General features: G+C 43.1%; 19 protein-coding genes. 17 read left to right on the top strand and 2 right to left on the bottom strand.

From position 1 onward, the window contains the following. The first annotated feature begins 95 nt into the window (after window positions 1-95). The 7 genes from HWX15_RS08640 (at window position 96) to HWX15_RS08610 (ending at window position 5,988) form a co-directional block, all read left to right on the top strand. Window positions 96-974: a phosphate ABC transporter substrate-binding protein PstS family protein gene (locus tag HWX15_RS08640; protein ID WP_125393046.1), complete on the top strand. Its 879-nt coding sequence runs from the start codon at window positions 96-98 to the stop codon at window positions 972-974. Then, window positions 974-1,891 (top strand): phosphate ABC transporter permease subunit PstC, encoded by a 918-nt coding sequence (pstC, locus tag HWX15_RS08635; RefSeq protein WP_175880876.1) that lies wholly within the window; start codon window positions 974-976, stop codon window positions 1,889-1,891. The genes HWX15_RS08640 and pstC overlap by 1 nt, the downstream gene beginning before the upstream one ends. Next, a complete protein-coding gene (gene pstA, locus HWX15_RS08630; protein ID WP_175880875.1) occupies window positions 1,881-2,765 on the top strand; it encodes a phosphate ABC transporter permease PstA in 885 nt (294 codons plus the stop codon). The genes pstC and pstA overlap by 11 nt, the downstream gene beginning before the upstream one ends. A gap of 10 nt (window positions 2,766-2,775) precedes the next feature. Beyond that, entirely contained in the window at window positions 2,776-3,579 is an 804-nt protein-coding gene (pstB, locus tag HWX15_RS08625) for a phosphate ABC transporter ATP-binding protein PstB (RefSeq protein ID WP_000049848.1), read from the top strand. A gap of 12 nt (window positions 3,580-3,591) precedes the next feature. After that, a complete protein-coding gene (gene pstB, locus HWX15_RS08620; protein ID WP_175880874.1) occupies window positions 3,592-4,350 on the top strand; it encodes a phosphate ABC transporter ATP-binding protein PstB in 759 nt (252 codons plus the stop codon). Window positions 4,351-4,361: 11 nt separating this feature from the next. Then, on the top strand, window positions 4,362-5,015 hold the full coding sequence (phoU, locus tag HWX15_RS08615; protein ID WP_175880873.1) for a phosphate signaling complex protein PhoU: 654 nt from the start codon (window positions 4,362-4,364) through the stop codon (window positions 5,013-5,015). Between the two features lie 157 nt (window positions 5,016-5,172). Further along, window positions 5,173-5,988, top strand: a complete 816-nt coding sequence (locus HWX15_RS08610; RefSeq protein WP_175880872.1) for an ABC transporter substrate-binding protein — start codon at window positions 5,173-5,175, stop codon at window positions 5,986-5,988. A gap of 173 nt (window positions 5,989-6,161) precedes the next feature. On the opposite strand, the gene HWX15_RS08605 is transcribed toward HWX15_RS08610, so the two are convergent. Further along, on the bottom strand, window positions 6,162-7,433 hold the full coding sequence (locus tag HWX15_RS08605) for an aminotransferase-like domain-containing protein (protein ID WP_175880871.1): 1,272 nt from the start codon (window positions 7,431-7,433) through the stop codon (window positions 6,162-6,164). A 141-nt stretch (window positions 7,434-7,574) separates the two neighbouring features. Between HWX15_RS08605 and budA the strand changes: the two genes are divergently transcribed. The 10 genes from budA to alaS all read left to right on the top strand — a co-directional run bounded on the left by budA (window position 7,575) and on the right by alaS (window position 17,831). After that, window positions 7,575-8,306 (top strand): acetolactate decarboxylase, encoded by a 732-nt coding sequence (gene budA / locus HWX15_RS08600; protein WP_175880870.1) that lies wholly within the window; start codon window positions 7,575-7,577, stop codon window positions 8,304-8,306. Between the two features lie 9 nt (window positions 8,307-8,315). Next, window positions 8,316-9,068 (top strand): YhfC family intramembrane metalloprotease, encoded by a 753-nt coding sequence (locus HWX15_RS08595; protein WP_175880869.1) that lies wholly within the window; start codon window positions 8,316-8,318, stop codon window positions 9,066-9,068. A gap of 114 nt (window positions 9,069-9,182) precedes the next feature. Then, on the top strand, window positions 9,183-10,088 hold the full coding sequence (gene murB / locus HWX15_RS08590; protein ID WP_061439227.1) for a UDP-N-acetylmuramate dehydrogenase: 906 nt from the start codon (window positions 9,183-9,185) through the stop codon (window positions 10,086-10,088). A gap of 159 nt (window positions 10,089-10,247) precedes the next feature. Then, window positions 10,248-11,405, top strand: coding sequence for an ABC transporter ATP-binding protein (locus HWX15_RS08585; protein WP_000742900.1), 1,158 nt, complete (start codon window positions 10,248-10,250; stop codon window positions 11,403-11,405). Beyond that, window positions 11,386-12,192, top strand: a complete 807-nt coding sequence (locus tag HWX15_RS08580) for an ABC transporter permease (protein WP_175880868.1) — start codon at window positions 11,386-11,388, stop codon at window positions 12,190-12,192. Before HWX15_RS08585 ends, HWX15_RS08580 begins: the two co-directional genes overlap by 20 nt. Then, window positions 12,189-12,962 (top strand): ABC transporter permease, encoded by a 774-nt coding sequence (locus tag HWX15_RS08575; RefSeq protein WP_000712740.1) that lies wholly within the window; start codon window positions 12,189-12,191, stop codon window positions 12,960-12,962. The genes HWX15_RS08580 and HWX15_RS08575 overlap by 4 nt, the downstream gene beginning before the upstream one ends. Continuing rightward, window positions 12,959-14,029, top strand: coding sequence for an ABC transporter substrate-binding protein (locus tag HWX15_RS08570; RefSeq protein ID WP_175880867.1), 1,071 nt, complete (start codon window positions 12,959-12,961; stop codon window positions 14,027-14,029). Before HWX15_RS08575 ends, HWX15_RS08570 begins: the two co-directional genes overlap by 4 nt. 150 nt (window positions 14,030-14,179) lie before the next feature. Beyond that, complete coding sequence (locus HWX15_RS08565; RefSeq protein ID WP_054385332.1) at window positions 14,180-14,431, top strand: hypothetical protein; 252 nt, start codon at window positions 14,180-14,182, stop codon at window positions 14,429-14,431. A 274-nt stretch (window positions 14,432-14,705) separates the two neighbouring features. Continuing rightward, a complete protein-coding gene (locus HWX15_RS08560) occupies window positions 14,706-15,191 on the top strand; it encodes an LURP-one-related/scramblase family protein (RefSeq protein WP_175880866.1) in 486 nt (161 codons plus the stop codon). 21 nt (window positions 15,192-15,212) lie between these two features. Beyond that, window positions 15,213-17,831, top strand: coding sequence for an alanine--tRNA ligase (gene alaS / locus HWX15_RS08555; protein ID WP_175880865.1), 2,619 nt, complete (start codon window positions 15,213-15,215; stop codon window positions 17,829-17,831). Between the two features lie 242 nt (window positions 17,832-18,073). Here the strand turns inward: alaS and HWX15_RS08550 are convergent, their stop codons facing one another. Further along, the gene (locus HWX15_RS08550) at window positions 18,074-19,528 is read right to left on the bottom strand and encodes an alpha-amylase (RefSeq protein ID WP_175880864.1); all 1,455 of its coding nucleotides are present in this window, start codon (window positions 19,526-19,528) and stop codon (window positions 18,074-18,076) included. Window positions 19,529-19,662 lie beyond the last annotated feature (134 nt).

Genomic DNA, 19,662 nt, shown 5'->3' with positions numbered 1-19,662 from the left:
GTAATGTCAGTTGACTCCCAATTTTAAAAAGAAAAATATAAATAAATAGTTGAAAAAATTCACAGCATTCACCATTATTTTCAAGGAGAAAAACAGTGAAAAAAAGGAAAAAACTCGCTCTATCCCTTGCGGCTCTTTTGCTGGCAGGTTCTTTGGCGGGATGTGCTAGCTGGATTGATCGTGGGGAATCCATGACAGCTGTTGGCTCAACGGCTCTTCAGCCCTTGGTCGAAGCAGCAGCAGATGAATTTGGCTCTATGCACGTTGGAAAAACAGTCAACGTCCAAGGTGGAGGATCTGGTACAGGTCTGTCTCAGGTTCAATCTGGAGCCGTTGATGTAGGAAATTCAGACGTATTTGCCGAGGAAAAAGACGGTATCAACGCATCCGCTCTAGTGGACCATAAGGTAGCCGTAGCGGGCTTGGCAGTCATTGTAAATAAGGAGGTTGACGTTGAAAATCTGACAACTGAACAACTCCGTAGCATCTTCACAGGTCAAGTGACCAACTGGAAAGAGGTCGGTGGGAAAGACCTAGCCATTTCCATTATCAACCGAGCGGCAAGTTCTGGTTCGCGTGCAACCTTTGATAGTGTTATCATGGATGGTCAATCTGCTGTGCAGAGTCAAGAACAGGATTCAAATGGGATGGTCAAAAACATTGTTTCCCAGACACCAGGAGCTATTTCTTACCTAGCCTTTGCCTATGTGGATGACTCGGTGAAACGCATGAAGTTGAATGGCTATGAGCCAATTGCAGAAAATGTTACAAGCAATAACTGGCCTTTGTGGTCTTATGAACACATGTACACCCTAGGTCAACCAAATGAATTGGTGGCAGAATTCCTCAACTTTGTCCTCTCTGATGAAGCGCAAAGCGGAATCGTTAAGGGGATGGGCTATATTTCTGTTAAGGAAATGAAGGTTGAAAAAGATGCTGTAGGAACGGTGACAGCACTAGAAGGGAGTCAATAATGAATCAAGAAGAATTAGCTAAAAAATTACTTTCTCCCTCAAAGAACTCTCGTTTAGAGAAACTAGGAAAAAGCTTGACCTTTGCCTGCCTGTCTTTGATTGTCATCATTGTGGCTATGATTTTGATCTTCGTAGCCCAAAAAGGTTTGTCGACCTTCTTTGTCAATGGAGTTAATATCTCTGATTTCCTCTTTGGACAAACTTGGAATCCTTCAGGTAAACAATTTGGTGCCCTTCCTATGATTTTGGGTTCCTTTATTGTCACAATCCTATCAGCCCTTATCGCAACTCCTTTTGCCATTGGTGCGGCAGTCTTTATGACGGAGGTCTCACCAAAAGGTGCTAGAATCTTGCAACCAGCTATTGAATTGCTGGTCGGGATTCCTTCAGTCGTGTATGGATTTATCGGTTTGCAGGTCGTAGTTCCTTTTGTTCGTAGTGTATTTGGTGGGACTGGTTTTGGGATCTTGTCAGGTATTTTCGTTCTCTTTGTCATGATTTTACCGACAGTAACGTTTATGACAACGGATAGCTTGCGTGCGGTGCCTCGTCACTACCGCGAAGCTAGTTTGGCTATGGGGGCCACTCGCTGGCAAACCATCTGGCGCGTGACCTTGAAGGCGGCGCGTTCAGGGATTTTTACAGCAGTAGTCTTTGGGATGGCGCGTGCCTTTGGTGAGGCCTTGGCCATTCAGATGGTGGTCGGAAACTCAGCCGTAGTCCCAACTTCATTGACAACACCTGCTGCGACCTTGACCTCTGTGTTGACCATGGGTATCGGAAATACCGTTATGGGAACTGTTGACAATAACGTTCTTTGGTCACTGGCCTTAGTCTTGCTCTTGATGAGTTTGGCCTTTAACAGTGTGATTAAATTGATTACGAAAGAAAGAGGAAAGAAAAACTATGCACGCTAAGAAATTAGATAAAATTGCAACAGCTGTCCTCTACTCGATTGCAGGAATTATTGTGGCCATCTTGGCATCCTTGATTCTTTATATCTTGGTTCGCGGTTTGCCTCATATCTCTTGGTCTTTCTTGACTGGCAAATCATCTTCCTACCAAGCAGGTGGAGGGATTGGAATTCAGCTCTATAATTCCTTCTTCCTTCTAGTCATTACCTTGATTATTTCTGTTCCCTTATCTATGGGGGCTGGGATTTTCCTAGCTGAATATGCCAAAAAAGGTCCTGTGACCAATTTTGTCAGAACCTGTATTGAAATCTTGTCATCATTGCCATCAGTGGTTGTAGGTCTCTTTGGTTATTTGATCTTTGTAGTTCAGTTTGAGTATGGATTTTCAATCATTTCAGGTGCCTTGGCCTTGACAGTCTTTAACTTACCTCAGATGACTCGTAATGTTGAGGACAGCTTGAAACACGTTCACCATACGCAACGTGAGGCTGGTCTGGCCCTTGGGATTTCTCGTTGGGAGACTGTGGTTCATGTGGTCATTCCAGAAGCCCTTCCAGGTATTATCACTGGGGTTGTCTTGGCCTCTGGTCGAATCTTTGGTGAGGCGGCTGCTCTTATCTATACTGCAGGACAATCCGCTCCAGCTCTAGACTGGTCTAACTGGAATATTCTCAGTGTAACCAGCCCAATCTCTATCTTCCGTCAAGCAGAAACCTTGGCTGTCCACATCTGGAAAGTCAATAGTGAAGGAACCATTCCTGATGGAACTATCGTATCAGCAGGTTCTGCAGCCGTGCTCCTCATCTTTATCCTCATCTTTAACTTTGGAGCCCGTAAACTCGGAAGCTACCTACATAAGAAATTAACCGCTGCCTAAAGGAGAAGCCATGTCAAAATATAATTGGGATGAAAAGCATATCATCACCTTTCCTGAAGAGAAAGTGGCCCTCTCTACTAAGGATTTACATGTTTACTACGGTAAAAATGAATCCATCAAGGGCATCGATATGCAATTTGAAAAAAATAAAATCACAGCCTTAATTGGTCCATCTGGTTCAGGGAAATCAACCTACCTCCGCAGTCTCAACCGTATGAATGATACCATTGATATTGCCAAGGTAACAGGTCAAATCCTCTACCAAGGGATTGATGTTAACCGTCCAGAAATCAATGTTTATGAGATGCGTAAGCACATCGGAATGGTCTTCCAACGCCCAAATCCCTTTGCCAAGTCTATCTACCGCAATATCACTTTTGCCCATGAACGTGCAGGTGTTAAGGACAAGCAAGTCTTGGATGAAATTGTGGAAACTTCTCTTCGTCAAGCTGCCCTTTGGGATCAGGTCAAAGATGATTTACACAAGTCAGCCTTGACCCTATCAGGTGGTCAGCAGCAACGTCTCTGTATCGCTCGTGCTATTTCGGTTAAACCAGATATTCTCTTGATGGATGAGCCGGCGTCTGCCTTGGATCCGATTGCGACAGCCCAGCTGGAAGAAACCATGTTGGAATTGAAGAAGGATTTCACCATCATTATCGTGACCCACAGTATGCAGCAGGCTGCGCGTGCTAGTGACTACACAGGATTCTTCTACTTGGGTGATTTGATCGAGTACGATAAGACCTCTAATATTTTCCAAAATGCTAAGTTGCAGTCAACCAATGACTACGTAACAGGACACTTTGGATAGAAAGGAAACAGTATGACAGAAGCGATTTTACAGGTGTCAGACTTGTCCGTTTACTACAATCAAAAAAAAGCCTTGAATAGTGTTTCCCTATCCTTCCAACCTAAGGAAATTACAGCCTTGATTGGTCCGTCTGGATCAGGGAAGTCAACCCTCCTCAAGGCCATCAACCGCATGGGGGATCTCAATCTAGAGGTGACTACAACTGGTTCAGTGGTTTACAATGGCCACAATATTTACAGCCCACGTACAGATACAGTTGAATTACGTAAGGAGATTGGTATGGTTTTCCAACAACCAAACCCTTTCCCTATGTCTATCTACGAAAATGTTGTTTACGGGCTTCGTATCAATGGAGTTAAGGATAAGCAGGTTCTGGATGAAGCAGTAGAAAAAGCCTTGCAACGAGCTTCTATCTGGGATGAGGTCAAGGATCGCCTGCATGATTCAGCTATCGGGCTTTCAGGTGGACAACAGCAACGTGTCTGTGTTGCCCGTGTCTTGGCAACCAGTCCTAAAATCATCCTCTTGGATGAACCGACTTCAGCCTTGGACCCTATCTCGGCCGGTAAGATTGAGGAAACCTTGTATGGTCTAAAAGATAAATACACCATGCTCTTGGTTACACGTTCTATGCAACAAGCCTCTCGTATCTCTGACAAGACAGGATTTTTCCTTGATGGAGATTTGATTGAGTTTAACGATACCAAGAAGATGTTCCTCAACCCACAACACAAGGAAACAGAAGATTATATTTCAGGAAAATTTGGATAAGGAGATAAATGATGTTACGTTCTCAATTTGAAGAAGATTTAGAGAAATTGCACAACCAGTTCTATGCTATGGGACAAGAAGTGCTATCCCAAATCAATCGTACGGTGCGTGCCTTTGTTACGCATGACCGTGATTTGGCCAAGGAAGTCATCGAAGATGATGCAGAAGTAAACGAATACGAAGTGAAATTGGAGAAGAAATCATTTGAAATGATTGCCCTTCAACAACCAGTTTCTCAGGACTTGCGTACTGTTTTGACAGTCTTGAAGGCTGTATCTGACTTGGAACGTATGGGTGACCATGCCGTTTCCATTGCCAAGGCGGCAATTCGTATGAAGGGGGAGCAACGTATTCCAGCTGTTGAAGAAGAAATCAAGAGAATGGGTCGCGATGTCAAGAACTTCGTTGAAGCAGCCCTTGAACTCTATCTGAATGGTTCAGTAGACCAGGCCTATGAAGTAGCAGCTATGGACGAAAAAATCAACCATTATTTTGATAGCATTCGTGATTTGGCTACAGAAGAAATCAAGAAAAATCCAGATGCCATCGTTACAGGTCGTGATTATTTCCAAGTGATTACCTTCTTGGAACGTATTGGAGACTATGCCAAAAATATCTGTGAATGGGTTGTTTACTTTGAAACAGGTAAGATTGTCGAACTATAAAATAGGTTCATTGTGTATAAAAAGGAGCTGGAAATCAACTGATAGCTCCTTTTCTTGAATGAAAAAAATATTTTTAAGATAAAAATTCAAAAAACACTTGACAAGTAACTTGAATAGCGTTATAATTATACAAAATCAACAGAGAGGTTGTTTATTTATGAAATCAAAAAAATGGATATTTGTTGTATGTAGTCTTCTTGCAAGTTTCTTTTTAGTAGCTTGCCAGTCAGGTTCTAATGAGTCTCAGTCAGCTGTTGAGGCCATTAAGCAAAAGGGGAAATTAGTTGTGGCGACTAGTCCTGACTATGCACCTTTTGAATTCCAATCCTTAGTTGACGGAAAAAACCAGGTAGTCGGTGCGGATATTGATATGGCCCAAGCTATCGCTGATGAACTTGGGGTGAAGTTGGAAATTTCAAGCATGAGTTTTGACAATGTCTTGACCAGTCTTCAAACTGGTAAGGCTGACCTAGCAGTTGCGGGAATTAGCGCTACTGACGAGAGAAAAGAAGTCTTTGATTTTTCAATCCCTTACTATGAAAACAAGATTAGTTTCTTGGTTCGTAAGGCTGATGTAGAAAAATACAAGGATGTAACTAGCCTAGAAAGTGCTAATATTGCAGCCCAAAAAGGAACTGTTCCAGAAGCTATGGTCAAGGAACAATTGCCAAAAGCTCAGCTGACTTCCCTAACCAATATGGGTGAAGCTGTCAATGAATTGCAGGCTGGAAAAGTAGATGCTGTTCACATGGATGAGCCAGTTGCCCTTAGCTACGCTGCTAAAAATGCTGACCTAGCTGTCGCAACTGTCAGCTTGAAGATGAAGGATGGCGAAGCCAATGCAGTTGCCCTTAGAAAAAACAGTGCTGATTTGAAAGAAGTGGTGGACAAGGTCATCCAAAAACTCAAGGATGAAGGAACTTACCAAAAATATCTTGAAAAAGCAGCAAGCCTAACAGAAGTTGAAGAATAATACTCAATGAAAATCAAAGAGCAAACTAGGAAGCTAGCCGCAGGTTGCTCAAAGCACTGCTTTGAGGTTGTAGATAAGACTGACGAAGTCAGTTACATATATCTACGGTAAGGCGACGCTGACGTGGTTTGAAGAGATTTTCGAAGAGTATAAGAAAAAAGCAGAGTTGGAAGTCAATCCAATTCTGCTTTTAAATAGTTTAAAACCTTTTCCAGATTGTCTAGGGACACCTTGGCAAATTGATAAGGACAGGTGCTTAAATAGGCCTCTTCAAAGAAGTCCAAGCCCAGTTGACTGTGTTTGAGACTAGCGATTTTAGGATACTGTCTCAGGTCTAGCAGCAAACCATCGTGTAGGGGATAATGAGAAAGAGGACAAGGTGTTTTAGTTAACCTTTCCTCGATTTGCTTCTGATAAGCCTCCTGATTGGACAAGCGAGCTAGACGGTTTTTCTCAAACAATTGACTGTCAATATAGAGTGACAGGGCCTTTTGCATGATGAGGTTGCTGTCGTAATCTAGGATATTTTTGTAGGCTACAAAGGCTTCTTTGATAGCATTTGGAAGAATGAGTGCCGTAATCCTCAGGGCTGGAAAGAGGCTGGTTGAGAAGGATTTGATGTAAATAACCCGCTCCTCTGTATCCAGATAGTGGAAGGTCTGGCCCTTCTTGGAGTCCAAATCCCCCAGATAATCGTCTTCGACGATATAAACACCATACTTAGCTGCTAAGTCAAGAATAGCTCGTTTGTCCTGCTCAGAATAGGAATGCCCCAGAGGATAGTGAAAACGAGGAATGGTGTAGAAAAACTTAATTTTTCCTGTTTTGAAGTGACCTTCCAGCTTCTTCAAGTCAATTCCATCAATGCCTCGTTCAATCGTTTGATAGTCCAGACCCTGAGCAATCAAGAGGCGATTCATTCGATGGTAGGTTGGCTGTTCCACCAAGATTTCCTTGGCTTGGCTAGGGAAGGAAATTTGAGAGAGGATAAAAAGGGCTTGTTGGGTTCCAGAAGTCAGTACTAGTTGGTCAGCCTTACAGTAGAGAGCTTGGTCAAAGAGGAGTTTGTGAATGGACTGTCTTAGGTCTTCTAATCCTTCTTGGTTGTCATAGTAGTTGAAGAGGTAGTTTTCTCGGCCAATCAAGGTTTCATTGACACAGAGTCGGAAATCGTCATAGGCGCTGGCGTGTTCGTCGGTAACTTCGATTTCTAGGTCCTGGTGTTGCCCTTGTTCTAGGACATAGTAGCCACTCTGGGGCTTGGCATAGAGGTATTGTTCGTGCCGTAATTCCAGTAGGGCGCGTTGGACAGTATCCTTGCTACAGTGAAAGTCAAGGCTCAGTTGACGGATAGAAGGCAGGCGACTTCCCGTTGGAAAACGTCCAGACTCGATACCGCTTTTTAGATAGGAAACGACCTCTTGGTACTTGCTTTGTTTCTTCATTCCAAACCTCCCTTGATTTTGTTACATTGTACCCTTTTTTTTCTTTCTTGGCAATGTCTAGGGTGTTTCTCTCGTTCACATCTAGGGGCAAATGTGGTATACTTAGGAGTAAGATTTATAGAATAACAGACAAGAAAGTGAATGGATAAGAACGTGCAGGAACCAGTGAAATTATTTCAATACAATACCCTCGGAGCCTTGATGGCTGGCCTTTATGGTGGTACCATGACAGTGGGAGAATTACTTAAGCATGGTGACCTTGGTTTGGGAACCTTGGATTCTATTGATGGGGAATTGATTGTCTTGGATGGCAAGGCTTATCAAGCCAAAGGCTCAGGAGACCAGCCAGAAATTGTGGAAGTGTCACCAGATGCCCTTATTCCTTACGCAGCAGTAGTACCACACCAGGCAGAGGTCATTTTCCGCCAGCGCTTTGAGATGACGGACAAGGAATTGGAAGAACGAATTGAGTCTTATTATGATGGGGAAAATCTTTTCCGCTCTATCAAGATTCGTGGGGAATTTTCGCATATGCATGTGCGCATGATTCCCAAGTCGACACCAGATACCAAGTTTGCTGATGTCGCAACCCATCAACCTGAATATAGTCGTGACAATGTTGCGGGAACCATCGTTGGTTTCTGGACGCCAGAGATTTTTCATGGGGTCAGTGTGGCAGGCTATCATCTCCACTTCATCTCAGATGATTTGACCTTTGGTGGACATGTCATGGACTTTGTCATCAAAGAAGGAATTATCGAGGTGGGAGCAGTTGATCAGTTGGACCAACGTTTTCCAGTCCAAGACCGTCAATATTTGTTTGCTAAGTTCAATGTTGACGAGATGAAAAAAGATATTGAAAAGGCAGAATAGGAGAAGAAAATGACCATTCATATTATCATTACCATGGTGCTGTTACTGGCTTTCTTGATAGGAAGCATTTGGTATGCCAGAAAGAAATACCAGATCAATCTAGCTGTCTTGGGCTTGGGTGCTGTTGCCTTCTTTGTTTCTTCGCAGATTTTAGAAAAACTGGTGCATATCTTGGTTTTGCATCCTCAAAAAGACGGTAGTATTGCCCTCTTGCAAGATCATCCGCTTGTCTATATCATCTATGGCCTAGCCATGGCAGCATTTTTTGAGGAAACTGCTCGTCTTGTTTTCTTCAAATGGTTGGAGAAAAAGAGAAGTTTGGAAAAGGCAGATGCTTTGGCTTATGGACTGGGGCATGGTGGTTTGGAATTGATTTTCCTAGGCCTTGCTAGTTTGCTCAATCTCTACTTCGTGCTTTCGGCAGTTCAAACTCAGGATCCACAGGTCATGCAATTACTGTCTGAAAATATGTTGAAAACCATTCAGTCGCTATCAGTCTGGCAGATTTATTTGCTTGGTTTTGAGAGAATCTTGGCCCTAGGTTTCCAATTACTCTTGACTGTTTGGGTTTATCAAGCTGTTCGCCAGAAGAAATGGATTTATTTCCTAGTAGCCTATGGCCTACATGCCTTCTTTGATCTGGCACCATCTCTAGTCCAAGTTGGCTGGTTGACCAATCCTGTCTTGGTGGAAGTTGTCCTAGCGCTAGAGCTCGTTCTGGTTGCCTATGGAACCAAGGCAATCTTTTGCAAAAAATTATAAGAAAAAGAGGGGAAACCTCTTTTTTTGTTTAAAATAAGCCCAAGATTTTTTTAGGGTCGTCAAATGGTCTTAAAAATGGTATAATGGAATGAATTTTGTAAAAGGAAGAGTGACATGTCTGTAAGAGAAAAAATGCTTGAAATCTTAGAAGGAATTGATATCCGTTTTAAGGAACCCTTGCATAGCTATAGTTATACAAAAGTAGGTGGAGAGGCCGATTATTTGGTCTTTCCACGAAATCGTTTTGAGTTGGCGCGCCTTGTTAAATTTGCCAATCAAGAAAATATCCCTTGGATGGTTCTTGGAAATGCCAGCAATATCATCGTTCGTGATGGTGGGATTCGTGGATTTGTCATCTTGTGTGACAAGCTCAATAACGTTTCCGTTGATGGCTATACCATTGAAGCAGAAGCTGGTGCTAACTTGATTGAAACAACTCGCATTGCCCTTCGTCATAGTTTGACTGGTTTTGAGTTTGCTTGTGGCATTCCAGGGAGCGTCGGTGGAGCTGTTTTCATGAATGCAGGTGCCTATGGTGGCGAGATTGCTCACATCTTGCAGTCTTGTAAGGTCTTGACCAAGGATGGAGAAATCGAAACCCTGTCTGCTAAAGACTTGGCTTTTGGTTACCGCCACTCAGCTATTCAGGAGTCTGGTGCAGTTGTCTTGTCAGCTAAATTTGCCCTAGCTCCAGGAACCCATCAGGTTATCAAGCAGGAAATGGACCGCTTGACGCACCTACGTGAACTCAAGCAACCTTTGGAATATCCATCTTGTGGTTCGGTCTTTAAGCGTCCAGTAGGGCATTTTGCGGGTCAATTAATTTCAGAAGCTGGCTTGAAAGGTTATCGTATCGGTGGTGTTGAAGTGTCTGAAAAGCACGCAGGATTTATGATCAATGTCGCAGATGGAACGGCCAAAGACTACGAAGACTTGATTGAGTCTGTGATTGAAAAGGTCAAGGAACACTCAGGTATCACGCTTGAAAGAGAAGTCCGTATTTTAGGTGAAGGCAAGTAGAAAGCTGTATTTGAAAAGCTGCTGCTATGTCATGGAAAGGGGGTGAAAGCCTATCGTTAGTGCAGAAGAATTTAGGCAGTTCAATCTCCTACACGAGGTAGTAGCGGCCTGACAGAGCCCTGATCTGTTAATCTATGAAAAAGAAGGAATAAATGACAATTGAAAAAACCAATTATTGAATTCAAAAACGTCTCAAAAGTTTTTGAAGACAGCAACACCAAGGTTCTCAAAGACATCAACTTTGAGTTGGAAGAAGGGAAGTTCTATACTCTTCTAGGCGCGTCTGGTTCAGGGAAATCAACTATCCTTAACATCATTGCAGGTTTACTGGATGCGACGACAGGAGATATTTTACTGGACGGTGTCCGCATCAATGACATCCCAACCAACAAGCGAGACGTCCATACGGTCTTCCAATCCTATGCCTTGTTTCCACATATGAATGTGTTTGAAAATGTTGCCTTTCCACTTCGCTTGCGTAAAATTGACAAGAAAGAAATCGAGCAACGCGTAGCGGAAGTTCTCAAGATGGTTCAGTTGGAAGGTTACGAAAAACGTTCCATTCGTAAACTATCTGGAGGACAACGTCAGCGTGTGGCTATTGCCCGTGCCATCATCAACCAACCTCGTGTGGTTTTGTTGGACGAGCCTCTGTCAGCGCTTGACTTAAAATTACGAACAGATATGCAGTACGAACTGCGTGAACTGCAACAACGATTGGGCATTACCTTTGTTTTTGTTACTCACGATCAGGAAGAAGCCTTGGCTATGAGTGACTGGATTTTTGTCATGAATGATGGCGAGATTGTCCAGTCTGGAACACCTGTGGACATCTACGATGAGCCGATTAACCATTTTGTTGCCACCTTTATCGGTGAGTCAAATATCTTGCCAGGTACCATGATTGAGGACTACTTGGTTGAGTTTAACGGCAAACGCTTTGAAGCAGTCGATGGAGGGATGAAGCCAAATGAACCTGTTGAGGTCGTTATTCGTCCAGAGGACTTGCGCATTACCCTTCCTGAAGAAGGCAAGCTCCAAGTTAAGGTGGATACTCAGCTCTTCCGTGGGGTTCACTATGAAATTATCGCCTATGACGAACTTGGAAATGAATGGATGATCCACTCGACTCGTAAGGCCATCGTGGGTGAGGAAATCGGTCTGGACTTTGAGCCAGAAGACATCCATATCATGCGTCTCAACGAAACCGAAGAAGAGTTCGATGCTCGTATCGAAGAATACGTGGAAATTGAAGAGCAAGAAGCAGGTCTGATCAATGCAATCGAGGAGGAAAGAGATGAAGAAAACAAGCTCTAAACTCTTTGTAGTGCCCTACATGCTCTGGATTGCCCTCTTTGTGTTGGCACCCTTGGTCTTGATTTTCGGACAATCCTTTTTCAATATCGAAGGCCAGTTTAGTTTAGAAAACTATAGATCTTACTTTGCGTCACAAAACTTGACTTATCTCAAAATGAGTTTCAACTCAGTGCTTTATGCAGGAATTGTAACTCTAGTGACACTGCTTATCAGCTATCCAACAGCCCTCTTTTTGACCTGTCTCAAGCACCGTCAACTCTGGCTCATGCTGATTATCCTGCCAACCTGGATCAATTTGCTCCTTAAAGCCTATGCCTTTATCGGAATTTTTGGTCAGAATGGCTCTATTAACCAATTCTTGGAATTTATCGGAATCGGCTCACAACAGTTGCTCTTTACCGATTTCTCCTTTATCTTTGTTGCAAGCTACATCGAGCTACCCTTTATGATTTTGCCGATTTTTAATGTCTTGGACGATATGGATAACAATCTCATCAATGCCAGCTACGACCTCGGTGCGACCAAGTGGGAAACCTTCCGTCATGTCATCTTCCCTCTATCTATGAACGGAGTGAGAAGTGGGGTCCAATCGGTCTTTATCCCAAGTTTGAGTCTCTTTATGCTGACCCGTTTGATTGGTGGGAACCGCGTTATCACGCTGGGAACAGCCATTGAGCAGAACTTCCTGACCAATGACAACTACGGTATGGGTTCAACCATCGGTGTGATTCTCATCCTGACCATGTTCATCACCATGTGGGTGACCAAGGAAAGGAGAGAACGATGAAAAAATTTGCCAACCTTTATCTAGGACTGGTCTTTCTTGTCCTCTATTTGCCGATTTTTTACCTGATTGGCTATGCCTTTAATGCAGGCAATGACATGAATAGCTTTACAGGCTTTAGCTTGAGCCATTTTAAAACCATGTTTGGCGATGGTCGTCTTATGTTGATTGTAACTCAGACCTTTTTCTTGGCCTTCCTGTCAGCCTTGATTGCGACCATTATCGGGACTTTTGGTGCCATTTACATCTACCAGTCTCGTAAGAAATACCAAGAAGCCTTTCTATCACTCAATAATATCCTCATGGTTGCGCCTGACGTTATGATTGGTGCCAGCTTCTTGATTCTCTTTACCCAACTCAAGTTTTCACTTGGCTTTTTGACCGTTCTTTCTAGTCACGTGGCCTTCTCCATTCCTATCGTGGTCTTGATGGTTTTGCCTCGTCTCAAGGAAATGAACGGTGACATGATTCATGCGGCCTATGACCTTGGTGCCAGTCAATTTCAGATGTTCAAGGAAATCATGCTTCCTTACCTGACTCCGTCTATCATTGCAGGTTATTTCATGGCTTTCACCTATTCGCTAGATGACTTTGCTGTGACCTTCTTTGTGACGGGAAATGGCTTTTCAACCCTATCAGTCGAGATTTACTCTCGTGCTCGCAAGGGGATTTCCCTAGAAATCAATGCCCTGTCTGCCCTCGTCTTTCTCTTTAGTATTATCCTAGTCGTTGGATATTACTTTATCTCACGTGAGAAGGAGGAGCAAGCATGAAAAAACTCTATTCATTTTTAGCAGGAATTGTAGCGATTATCCTGGTCTTGTGGGGAATTGCGACTCATCTCGATAGTAAAATCAATAGCCGAGATAGTCAAAAACTGGTCATTTACAACTGGGGGGACTATATCGATCCTGAACTCTTGGAGCAATTTACAGAAGAAACAGGAATCCAAGTCCAGTACGAGACCTTTGACTCCAACGAAGCCATGTATACCAAGATCAAGCAGGGTGGAACGACCTACGATATTGCCATTCCTAGTGAATACATGATTAACAAGATGAAGGACGAAGACCTCTTGGTACCGCTTGACTATTCAAAACTTGAAGGTCTTGAAAATATCGGACCAGAGTTCCTCAACCAGTCCTTTGACCCAGGTAATAAATTCTCTATCCCTTACTTCTGGGGAACCCTGGGAATTGTCTACAATGAAACTATGGTAGATGAAGCGCCTGAGCATTGGGACGACCTCTGGAAGCCAGAGTATAAGGACTCTATCATGCTCTTTGATGGAGCGCGTGAGGTGCTGGGTCTGGGGCTCAATTCCCTCGGCTACAGCCTCAACTCCAAGGATCCCCAGCAGTTAGAAGAGACAGTAGACAAACTCTACAAACTGACTCCAAATATCAAGGCCATCGTTGCCGATGAGATGAAGGGATACATGATTCAGAATAACGCTGCAATCGGTGTGACCTTCTCTGGTGAAGCCAGTCAAATGCTAGAAAAAAATGAAAATCTACGCTATGTGGTTCCGACTGAGGCCAGCAACCTTTGGTTTGACAATATGGTCATTCCCAAAACCGTCAAAAACCAAGATGCAGCCTATGCCTTTATCAACTTTATGTTGAAACCTGAAAATGCTCTCAAAAATGCGGAGTATGTTGGCTATTCAACACCAAACCTACCAGCTAAGGAATTACTCCCAGAGGAGAAAAAAGAAGATAAAGCCTTCTATCCAGATGCTGAAACCATGAAACACCTAGAAGTTTATGAGAAATTTGACCATAAATGGACAGGAAAATATAGCGACCTCTTCCTACAATTTAAAATGTATCGGAAGTAGGAGTTAGCAGTCACGAAACGAATCAGTCAAGCTGGTTCGTTTTTTTATGTAAAAGGTAATTTTTGTAACTGTATGTTTTTCTATGATAGTTGCTTATTTGTTTGCCCAGTAGTATACTAAGATTAACCTTACAGAAAGCGGTAACAAATAATGAAAATGTCTACTTTTTTCAAAAAAAGTTTCTGGCCAACCTTTTTGACTGTTCAGCAAACATATATACTATTTTATCTAAAGGATGGCTTGGATCGACAATACCTAACAACTGAGTCTATATATTTGGTGATAGGAAACTTTATATTTGCAAATATTTGTGTAGCTATATTTAGCAATTCGAAAACTTGGGATAAAAGTTGGGATAAAAAGAAAAATGGCAGTAAGAAAAAATATATCCTGAAAAAGTAATCTGAGATATAGAGAATTGGTCTGATTCAACGGAGATGATTTTCAGTTGACGTAGACTTAAAAAAACGTTATAATAAGAAAGTTGAGAATTGATTTTCTCTTGTCTTAGTCCAGAGAAATGGCGGTGCTGCGAGCCATCTAAGCTAGGAGGTCATGCTACTCAATCATACAATTGCATAAGAACAAGAGAATGACAAGTTCATTGAATGAAGGTGGTACCGCGGTTTTTCGCCCTTCGTGATATGAGCTTGTCTTTTGATTTTTGGAGGTGTTGATGAAAACATTTCTTGTCAAACAAAAGTTTCGTCTTGGAGGCGAACGCTTCGCTATCAAGGATGACAGGGGAGAAATCGCCTATCAGGTGGAGGGATCATTTTTTAAGATTCCCAAAACCTTTACCATCTATGATGCTAATGGTGAACAGGTCAGTCAGATTAGTAAAGAAATCTTGACCTTGCTTCCTCGTTTTGAGATTCAGCTTCAGGACGGATCGAGTTTTGTCATTCGCAAGAAGTTGACCTTCTGGCGAGATAAGTATGAGTTTGATAATCTAGGTCTTCGTATCGAAGGCAATATCTGGGATTTGAATTTCAAATTGCTGGATGATCGCGATCAGCTGATTGCGGAAATTAAGAAGGAACTCTTCCATCTGACCTCTACCTATACCGTAACGGTTCTTGAGGACGCTTATGCAGACCTAGTCATTTCCCTCTGTGTCGCGATTGACTATGTGGAAATGTTGGAAAGCCAATCACATTAAACAAGTAAATAAGGAGACAATATGAAACAACTATCTAGTGCACAAGTACGCCAAATGTGGCTTGATTTCTGGGCGACCAAAGGTCACTCTGTAGAACCATCAGTGAGTTTGGTTCCTGTAAATGACCCAACACTTTTGTGGATCAACTCTGGTGTAGCAACCCTTAAGAAATACTTTGACGGGACTATTATTCCTGAAAATCCACGTATTACCAATGCCCAAAAGGCTATCCGTACCAACGATATCGAAAACGTAGGGAAGACTGCACGTCACCATACCATGTTTGAAATGTTGGGGAACTTCTCAATCGGAGATTACTTCCGTGACGAAGCAATCACTTGGGCTTATGAGCTTTTGACCAGCCCTGAGTGGTTTGACTTCCCAGCTGAGAAACTTTACATGACTTACTATCCAGATGATAAAGATTCTTACAACCGTTGGATTGAAGTGGGAGTGGACCCAAGTCACTTGATTCCAATTGAAGATAACTTCTGGGAAATCGGTGCGGGACCTTCTGGACCTGATACAGAGATTTTCTTTGACCGTGGAGAAGCATTTGACCCAGAAAATATCGGCCTTCGTCTCCTTGCAGAAGATATTGAAAACGACCGTTATATTGAAATCTGGAACATCGTGTTATCACAATTTAACGCAGATCCTGCTGTTCCTCGTAGTGAATACAAGGAATTGCCACACAAGAACATTGATACGGGTGCTGGTTTGGAGCGTTTGGTGGCGGTTATCCAAGGGGCTAAGACTAACTTTGAAACAGACCTCTTCATGCCGATTATCCGTGAAGTGGAGAAATTGTCTGGTAAGGTCTATGACCAAGATGGTGATAACATGAGCTTTAAGGTTATCGCTGACCACATCCGTTCCCTTTCATTTGCCATCGGTGATGGTGCCCTTCCAGGAAATGAAGGCCGTGGTTACGTCCTTCGTCGTTTGCTTCGTCGTGCTTCTATGCATGGTCAAAAATTGGGAATCAACGAGCCTTTCCTTTACAAACTGGTTCCAACTGTTGGAAAAATCATGGAAAGCTACTACCCAGAAGTGCTTGAAAAACGTGACTTTATTGAGAAAATCGTTAAGAGCGAGGAAGAGTCATTTGCCCGTACCCTTCACTCAGGTCAACACTTTGCCCAAGGCATCGTAGCAGACTTGAAAGAAAAAGGTCAATCTGTCATCGCTGGTTCAGATGTCTTCAAACTTTATGACACTTATGGATTTCCAGTTGAACTGACTGAAGAAATCGCTGAAGAAGCTGGTATGACTGTGGACCGTGAAGGATTTGAAGCGGCCATGAAAGAACAGCAAGAACGTGCGCGTGCGTCAGCTGTTAAGGGTGGCTCAATGGGGATGCAAAATGAAACCCTTCAAAACATCACTGTAGAAAGTGTCTTCAACTACAATGCTAGTCAATTGTCTTCTAAATTGGTGGCTATCGTAGCTGACAATGCAGAAGTAGAAGCTGTATCAGAAGGAACTGCCTCTCTTATCTTTGCGGAAACGCCATTCTATGCTGAAATGGGTGGACAGGTCGCTGACCATGGACAAATCTTGGATGAGTCAGGTAAGGTTGTGGCTACTGTGACAAATGTTCAAAAAGCACCAAACGGACAAGCTCTTCATACAGTTGAAGTCCTTGCACCACTTGCCTTGAACCAAGAATATACCTTGGCAATTGATACAAATCGTCGTCACCGTGTCATGAAAAACCACACTGCTACTCACTTGCTTCACGCTGCCCTTCACAATATCCTTGGAAATCACGCAACACAAGCAGGATCTCTTAACGAAGTTGAATTCCTTCGCTTTGACTTTACTCATTTCCAAGCAGTAACTGCAGAAGAATTGCGTGCCATTGAGCAGCAAGTCAACGAGAAAATCTGGGAAGCTCTTGAAGTGAAGACAGTTGAAACGGATATTGATACTGCTAAAGAAATGGGAGCTATGGCTCTCTTTGGTGAGAAATACGGTAAGGAAGTCCGTGTTGTTACTATCGGTGACTACTCTATCGAGCTTTGTGGTGGTACCCACGTTGGCAACACTTCTGAAATTGGTCTTTTCAAGATTGTCAAAGAAGAAGGGATTGGATCAGGAACTCGCCGTATCTTGGCAGTGACTGGTAAGGAAGCCTTTGAGGCCTACCGTGAACAAGAAGATGCTCTTAAAGCTGTCGCAGCAACCTTGAAAGCACCACAAGTCAAGGAAGTACCTCACAAGGTAGAAGGACTTCAAGAACAACTTCGTCAACTTCAAAAAGAAAATGCTGAGTTGAAAGAAAAAGCCGCAGCTGCAGCCGCAGGCGATATCTTCAAGGACGTTAAGGAAGTCAACGGTCACCGTTACATTGCTAGCCAAGTGTCTGTATCTGATGCAGGTGCCCTTCGTACTTTTGCGGATAACTGGAAACAAAAAGACTACTCTGATCTTCTTGTCCTAGTTGCTGCTATCGGTGACAAAGTCAATGTTCTTGTAGCAAGTAAGACAAAAGACCTTCATGCAGGAAACCTTGTCAAAGAATTGGCACCAATCGTCGATGGACGTGGTGGTGGTAAACCAGACATGGCCATGGCAGGAGGAAGCAACCAAGCTAAGATCCAAGAATTGTTGGATGCAGTAGCAGGTAAATTGTAATCAAGTAATACTCTTCGAAAATCTCTTCAAACAACGTCAGCTTCGCCTTGCCGTAGGTATAGGTAACCGACTTCGTCAGTCTTATCTACAACCTCAAAACTGTGTTTTTAGCAACCTGCGGCTAGCTTCCTAGTTTGCTCTTTGATTTTCATTGAGTATAAAGATCTATCCATTTGGGTAGGTCTTTTTGTGAATGCAAAAAAGCCAAATCCGCTTGGACCTGACTTGATTATTAAGAACTATTAGATTGTATTGGATGCCCAGACACTTACCGAAGCAGCTGAGACAGGGAATTGTCCATAACCTTCCTCATCGATTGTAACTTGACCTTGGTGGTTTCCAAGTAAATCTACAAAAGTTTGGTTAGCCCATTCTTGGCCGACAAACATTGATTTGCTGTTTTCTTGGTCATTTGAAATCAAGACTGCGATTGGGGATTGATTTTCAGCACCTGAACGGACCCAACCGATACAGTTAGCGTGGTCAAAGTAGTCTGTTTGTTCTCCATAGGCCAAATCTTTTCGGATGGTTAGGAGGCGGTCAAGGACTTCTTTGAAATCTTGTTGAGCATATTGCCCTGAAATCCCATAGTAGTCGCCGTAAAAGACACATGGAAGACCATTTTGGCGTAACAGAATGAGGGCATAGGCTGCTGGTTTGAACCATTCTTCAACGGTAGACTCAAGAGCCTGACCTCGTTGTGTATCGTGGTTGTCGACAAAAGTCACAGCCTTGTCAGGCTTGAGTTCAACCAAGCTATCTGTAAAAATACCACGAAGGTCGTAGTTGGAACCTGCTCGGCTAGCATCAAAGAGATTCTGGTGGAGACGAACATCGACAAGGTCAAAGCGTTCTTCCGTTTTTTCAAGATAGTCTAGATTGGCTTCCTTGTCTGGATTCCAAAATTCACCAAAAACATAGAAATCTTCACCGTATTTTTCCTTCATATCGCGGATGAAATTGCTCATAAAGAAAGAGTCAATGTGTTTAACGGCATCCAAGCGGAAACCAGCTACACCAGTCGTTTCCATGAACCAATCAGCCCAGTCATAGATATTTTGGATGACTTCAGGATGCTTAAAGTCTAGGTCGGCATACATGAGATAGTCGTAGTTACCGTTTTCATTATCGACCAATTCCTCATTTGCCCAGCCCTTATTGTCCCCTTGGATCAGATAAATCCCAGACTTACGACGTTTGGCATCGTAGTCTGTACCTGTGAAGTGGTACCAGTGCCAGTGGAAGTCATTGTAGGTATTTTGGCGACCATCGAAGGTAAAGCTAGTCCAGCCATTGATAGTGAAGGGTTCTCCAAGTTCAACTGTACGGTCTACAGGATCCACTTCGATAACCTGAAAGGCTTCCATGTGATCGGCCGCAGCCTTGTGGTTGAGTACCACATCGGCCATAGGCTGGATTCCCTGTGCTTTTAGAGTTTGAATGGCTTGAAGATAGTCTTCTTTAAAACCATACTTGGTGCGGACAGTCCCTTTTTGGTTAAACTCGCCTAGGTCGAATAAGTCATAGACCCCATAACCTACATCTTTTTCATTGGTAGCCTTGAAAGCTGGTGGCATCCAGACATGACTGATACCGAGATCAGCTAGGTGTGGAGCATCTTCAGCCAGACGTGTCCAGTGCTGACCGTCGTGGGGCAGATACCATTCAAAGTATTGCATGAGTGTTTGATTTTGCATGATGTTTCCTCTTACTTGTCAATCTTGTTCTTTATTCTATCATAAAGTATCTCTCGGCGCAAACGTTTGCGTAAGAATAGGAGGAAACTATTGTATCTACTTAAAATAAAGTGTTGATTTTTTTGTATTAAAGT

This window comes from Streptococcus thalassemiae (assembly GCF_903645285.1).
In the GTDB taxonomy this organism is placed as follows: Bacteria; Bacillota; Bacilli; order Lactobacillales; family Streptococcaceae; genus Streptococcus; species Streptococcus thalassemiae.
Note: the sequence above shows the minus strand (reverse complement) of the source record. Positions and strands in the feature narration are given on the sequence as shown.

What these genes read in the sequence shown, in the direction of transcription:
- pstC (WP_175880876.1), top strand. Translation starts at nt 974, where the DNA reads ATGAATCAAGAAGAATTAGCTAAAAAATTACTTTCTCCCTCAAAGAAC.
- pstA (WP_175880875.1), top strand. Translation starts at nt 1,881, where the DNA reads ATGCACGCTAAGAAATTAGATAAAATTGCAACAGCTGTCCTCTACTCG.
- pstB (WP_000049848.1), top strand. Translation starts at nt 2,776, where the DNA reads ATGTCAAAATATAATTGGGATGAAAAGCATATCATCACCTTTCCTGAA.
- pstB (WP_175880874.1), top strand. Translation starts at nt 3,592, where the DNA reads ATGACAGAAGCGATTTTACAGGTGTCAGACTTGTCCGTTTACTACAAT.
- phoU (WP_175880873.1), top strand. Translation starts at nt 4,362, where the DNA reads ATGTTACGTTCTCAATTTGAAGAAGATTTAGAGAAATTGCACAACCAG.
- HWX15_RS08610 (WP_175880872.1), top strand. Translation starts at nt 5,173, where the DNA reads ATGAAATCAAAAAAATGGATATTTGTTGTATGTAGTCTTCTTGCAAGT.
- HWX15_RS08605 (WP_175880871.1), bottom strand. Translation starts at nt 7,433, where the DNA reads ATGAAGAAACAAAGCAAGTACCAAGAGGTCGTTTCCTATCTAAAAAGC.
- budA (WP_175880870.1), top strand. Translation starts at nt 7,575, where the DNA reads ATGGATAAGAACGTGCAGGAACCAGTGAAATTATTTCAATACAATACC.
- HWX15_RS08595 (WP_175880869.1), top strand. Translation starts at nt 8,316, where the DNA reads ATGACCATTCATATTATCATTACCATGGTGCTGTTACTGGCTTTCTTG.
- murB (WP_061439227.1), top strand. Translation starts at nt 9,183, where the DNA reads ATGTCTGTAAGAGAAAAAATGCTTGAAATCTTAGAAGGAATTGATATC.
- HWX15_RS08580 (WP_175880868.1), top strand. Translation starts at nt 11,386, where the DNA reads ATGAAGAAAACAAGCTCTAAACTCTTTGTAGTGCCCTACATGCTCTGG.
- HWX15_RS08575 (WP_000712740.1), top strand. Translation starts at nt 12,189, where the DNA reads ATGAAAAAATTTGCCAACCTTTATCTAGGACTGGTCTTTCTTGTCCTC.
- HWX15_RS08570 (WP_175880867.1), top strand. Translation starts at nt 12,959, where the DNA reads ATGAAAAAACTCTATTCATTTTTAGCAGGAATTGTAGCGATTATCCTG.
- HWX15_RS08565 (WP_054385332.1), top strand. Translation starts at nt 14,180, where the DNA reads ATGAAAATGTCTACTTTTTTCAAAAAAAGTTTCTGGCCAACCTTTTTG.
- HWX15_RS08560 (WP_175880866.1), top strand. Translation starts at nt 14,706, where the DNA reads ATGAAAACATTTCTTGTCAAACAAAAGTTTCGTCTTGGAGGCGAACGC.
- alaS (WP_175880865.1), top strand. Translation starts at nt 15,213, where the DNA reads ATGAAACAACTATCTAGTGCACAAGTACGCCAAATGTGGCTTGATTTC.
- HWX15_RS08550 (WP_175880864.1), bottom strand. Translation starts at nt 19,528, where the DNA reads ATGCAAAATCAAACACTCATGCAATACTTTGAATGGTATCTGCCCCAC.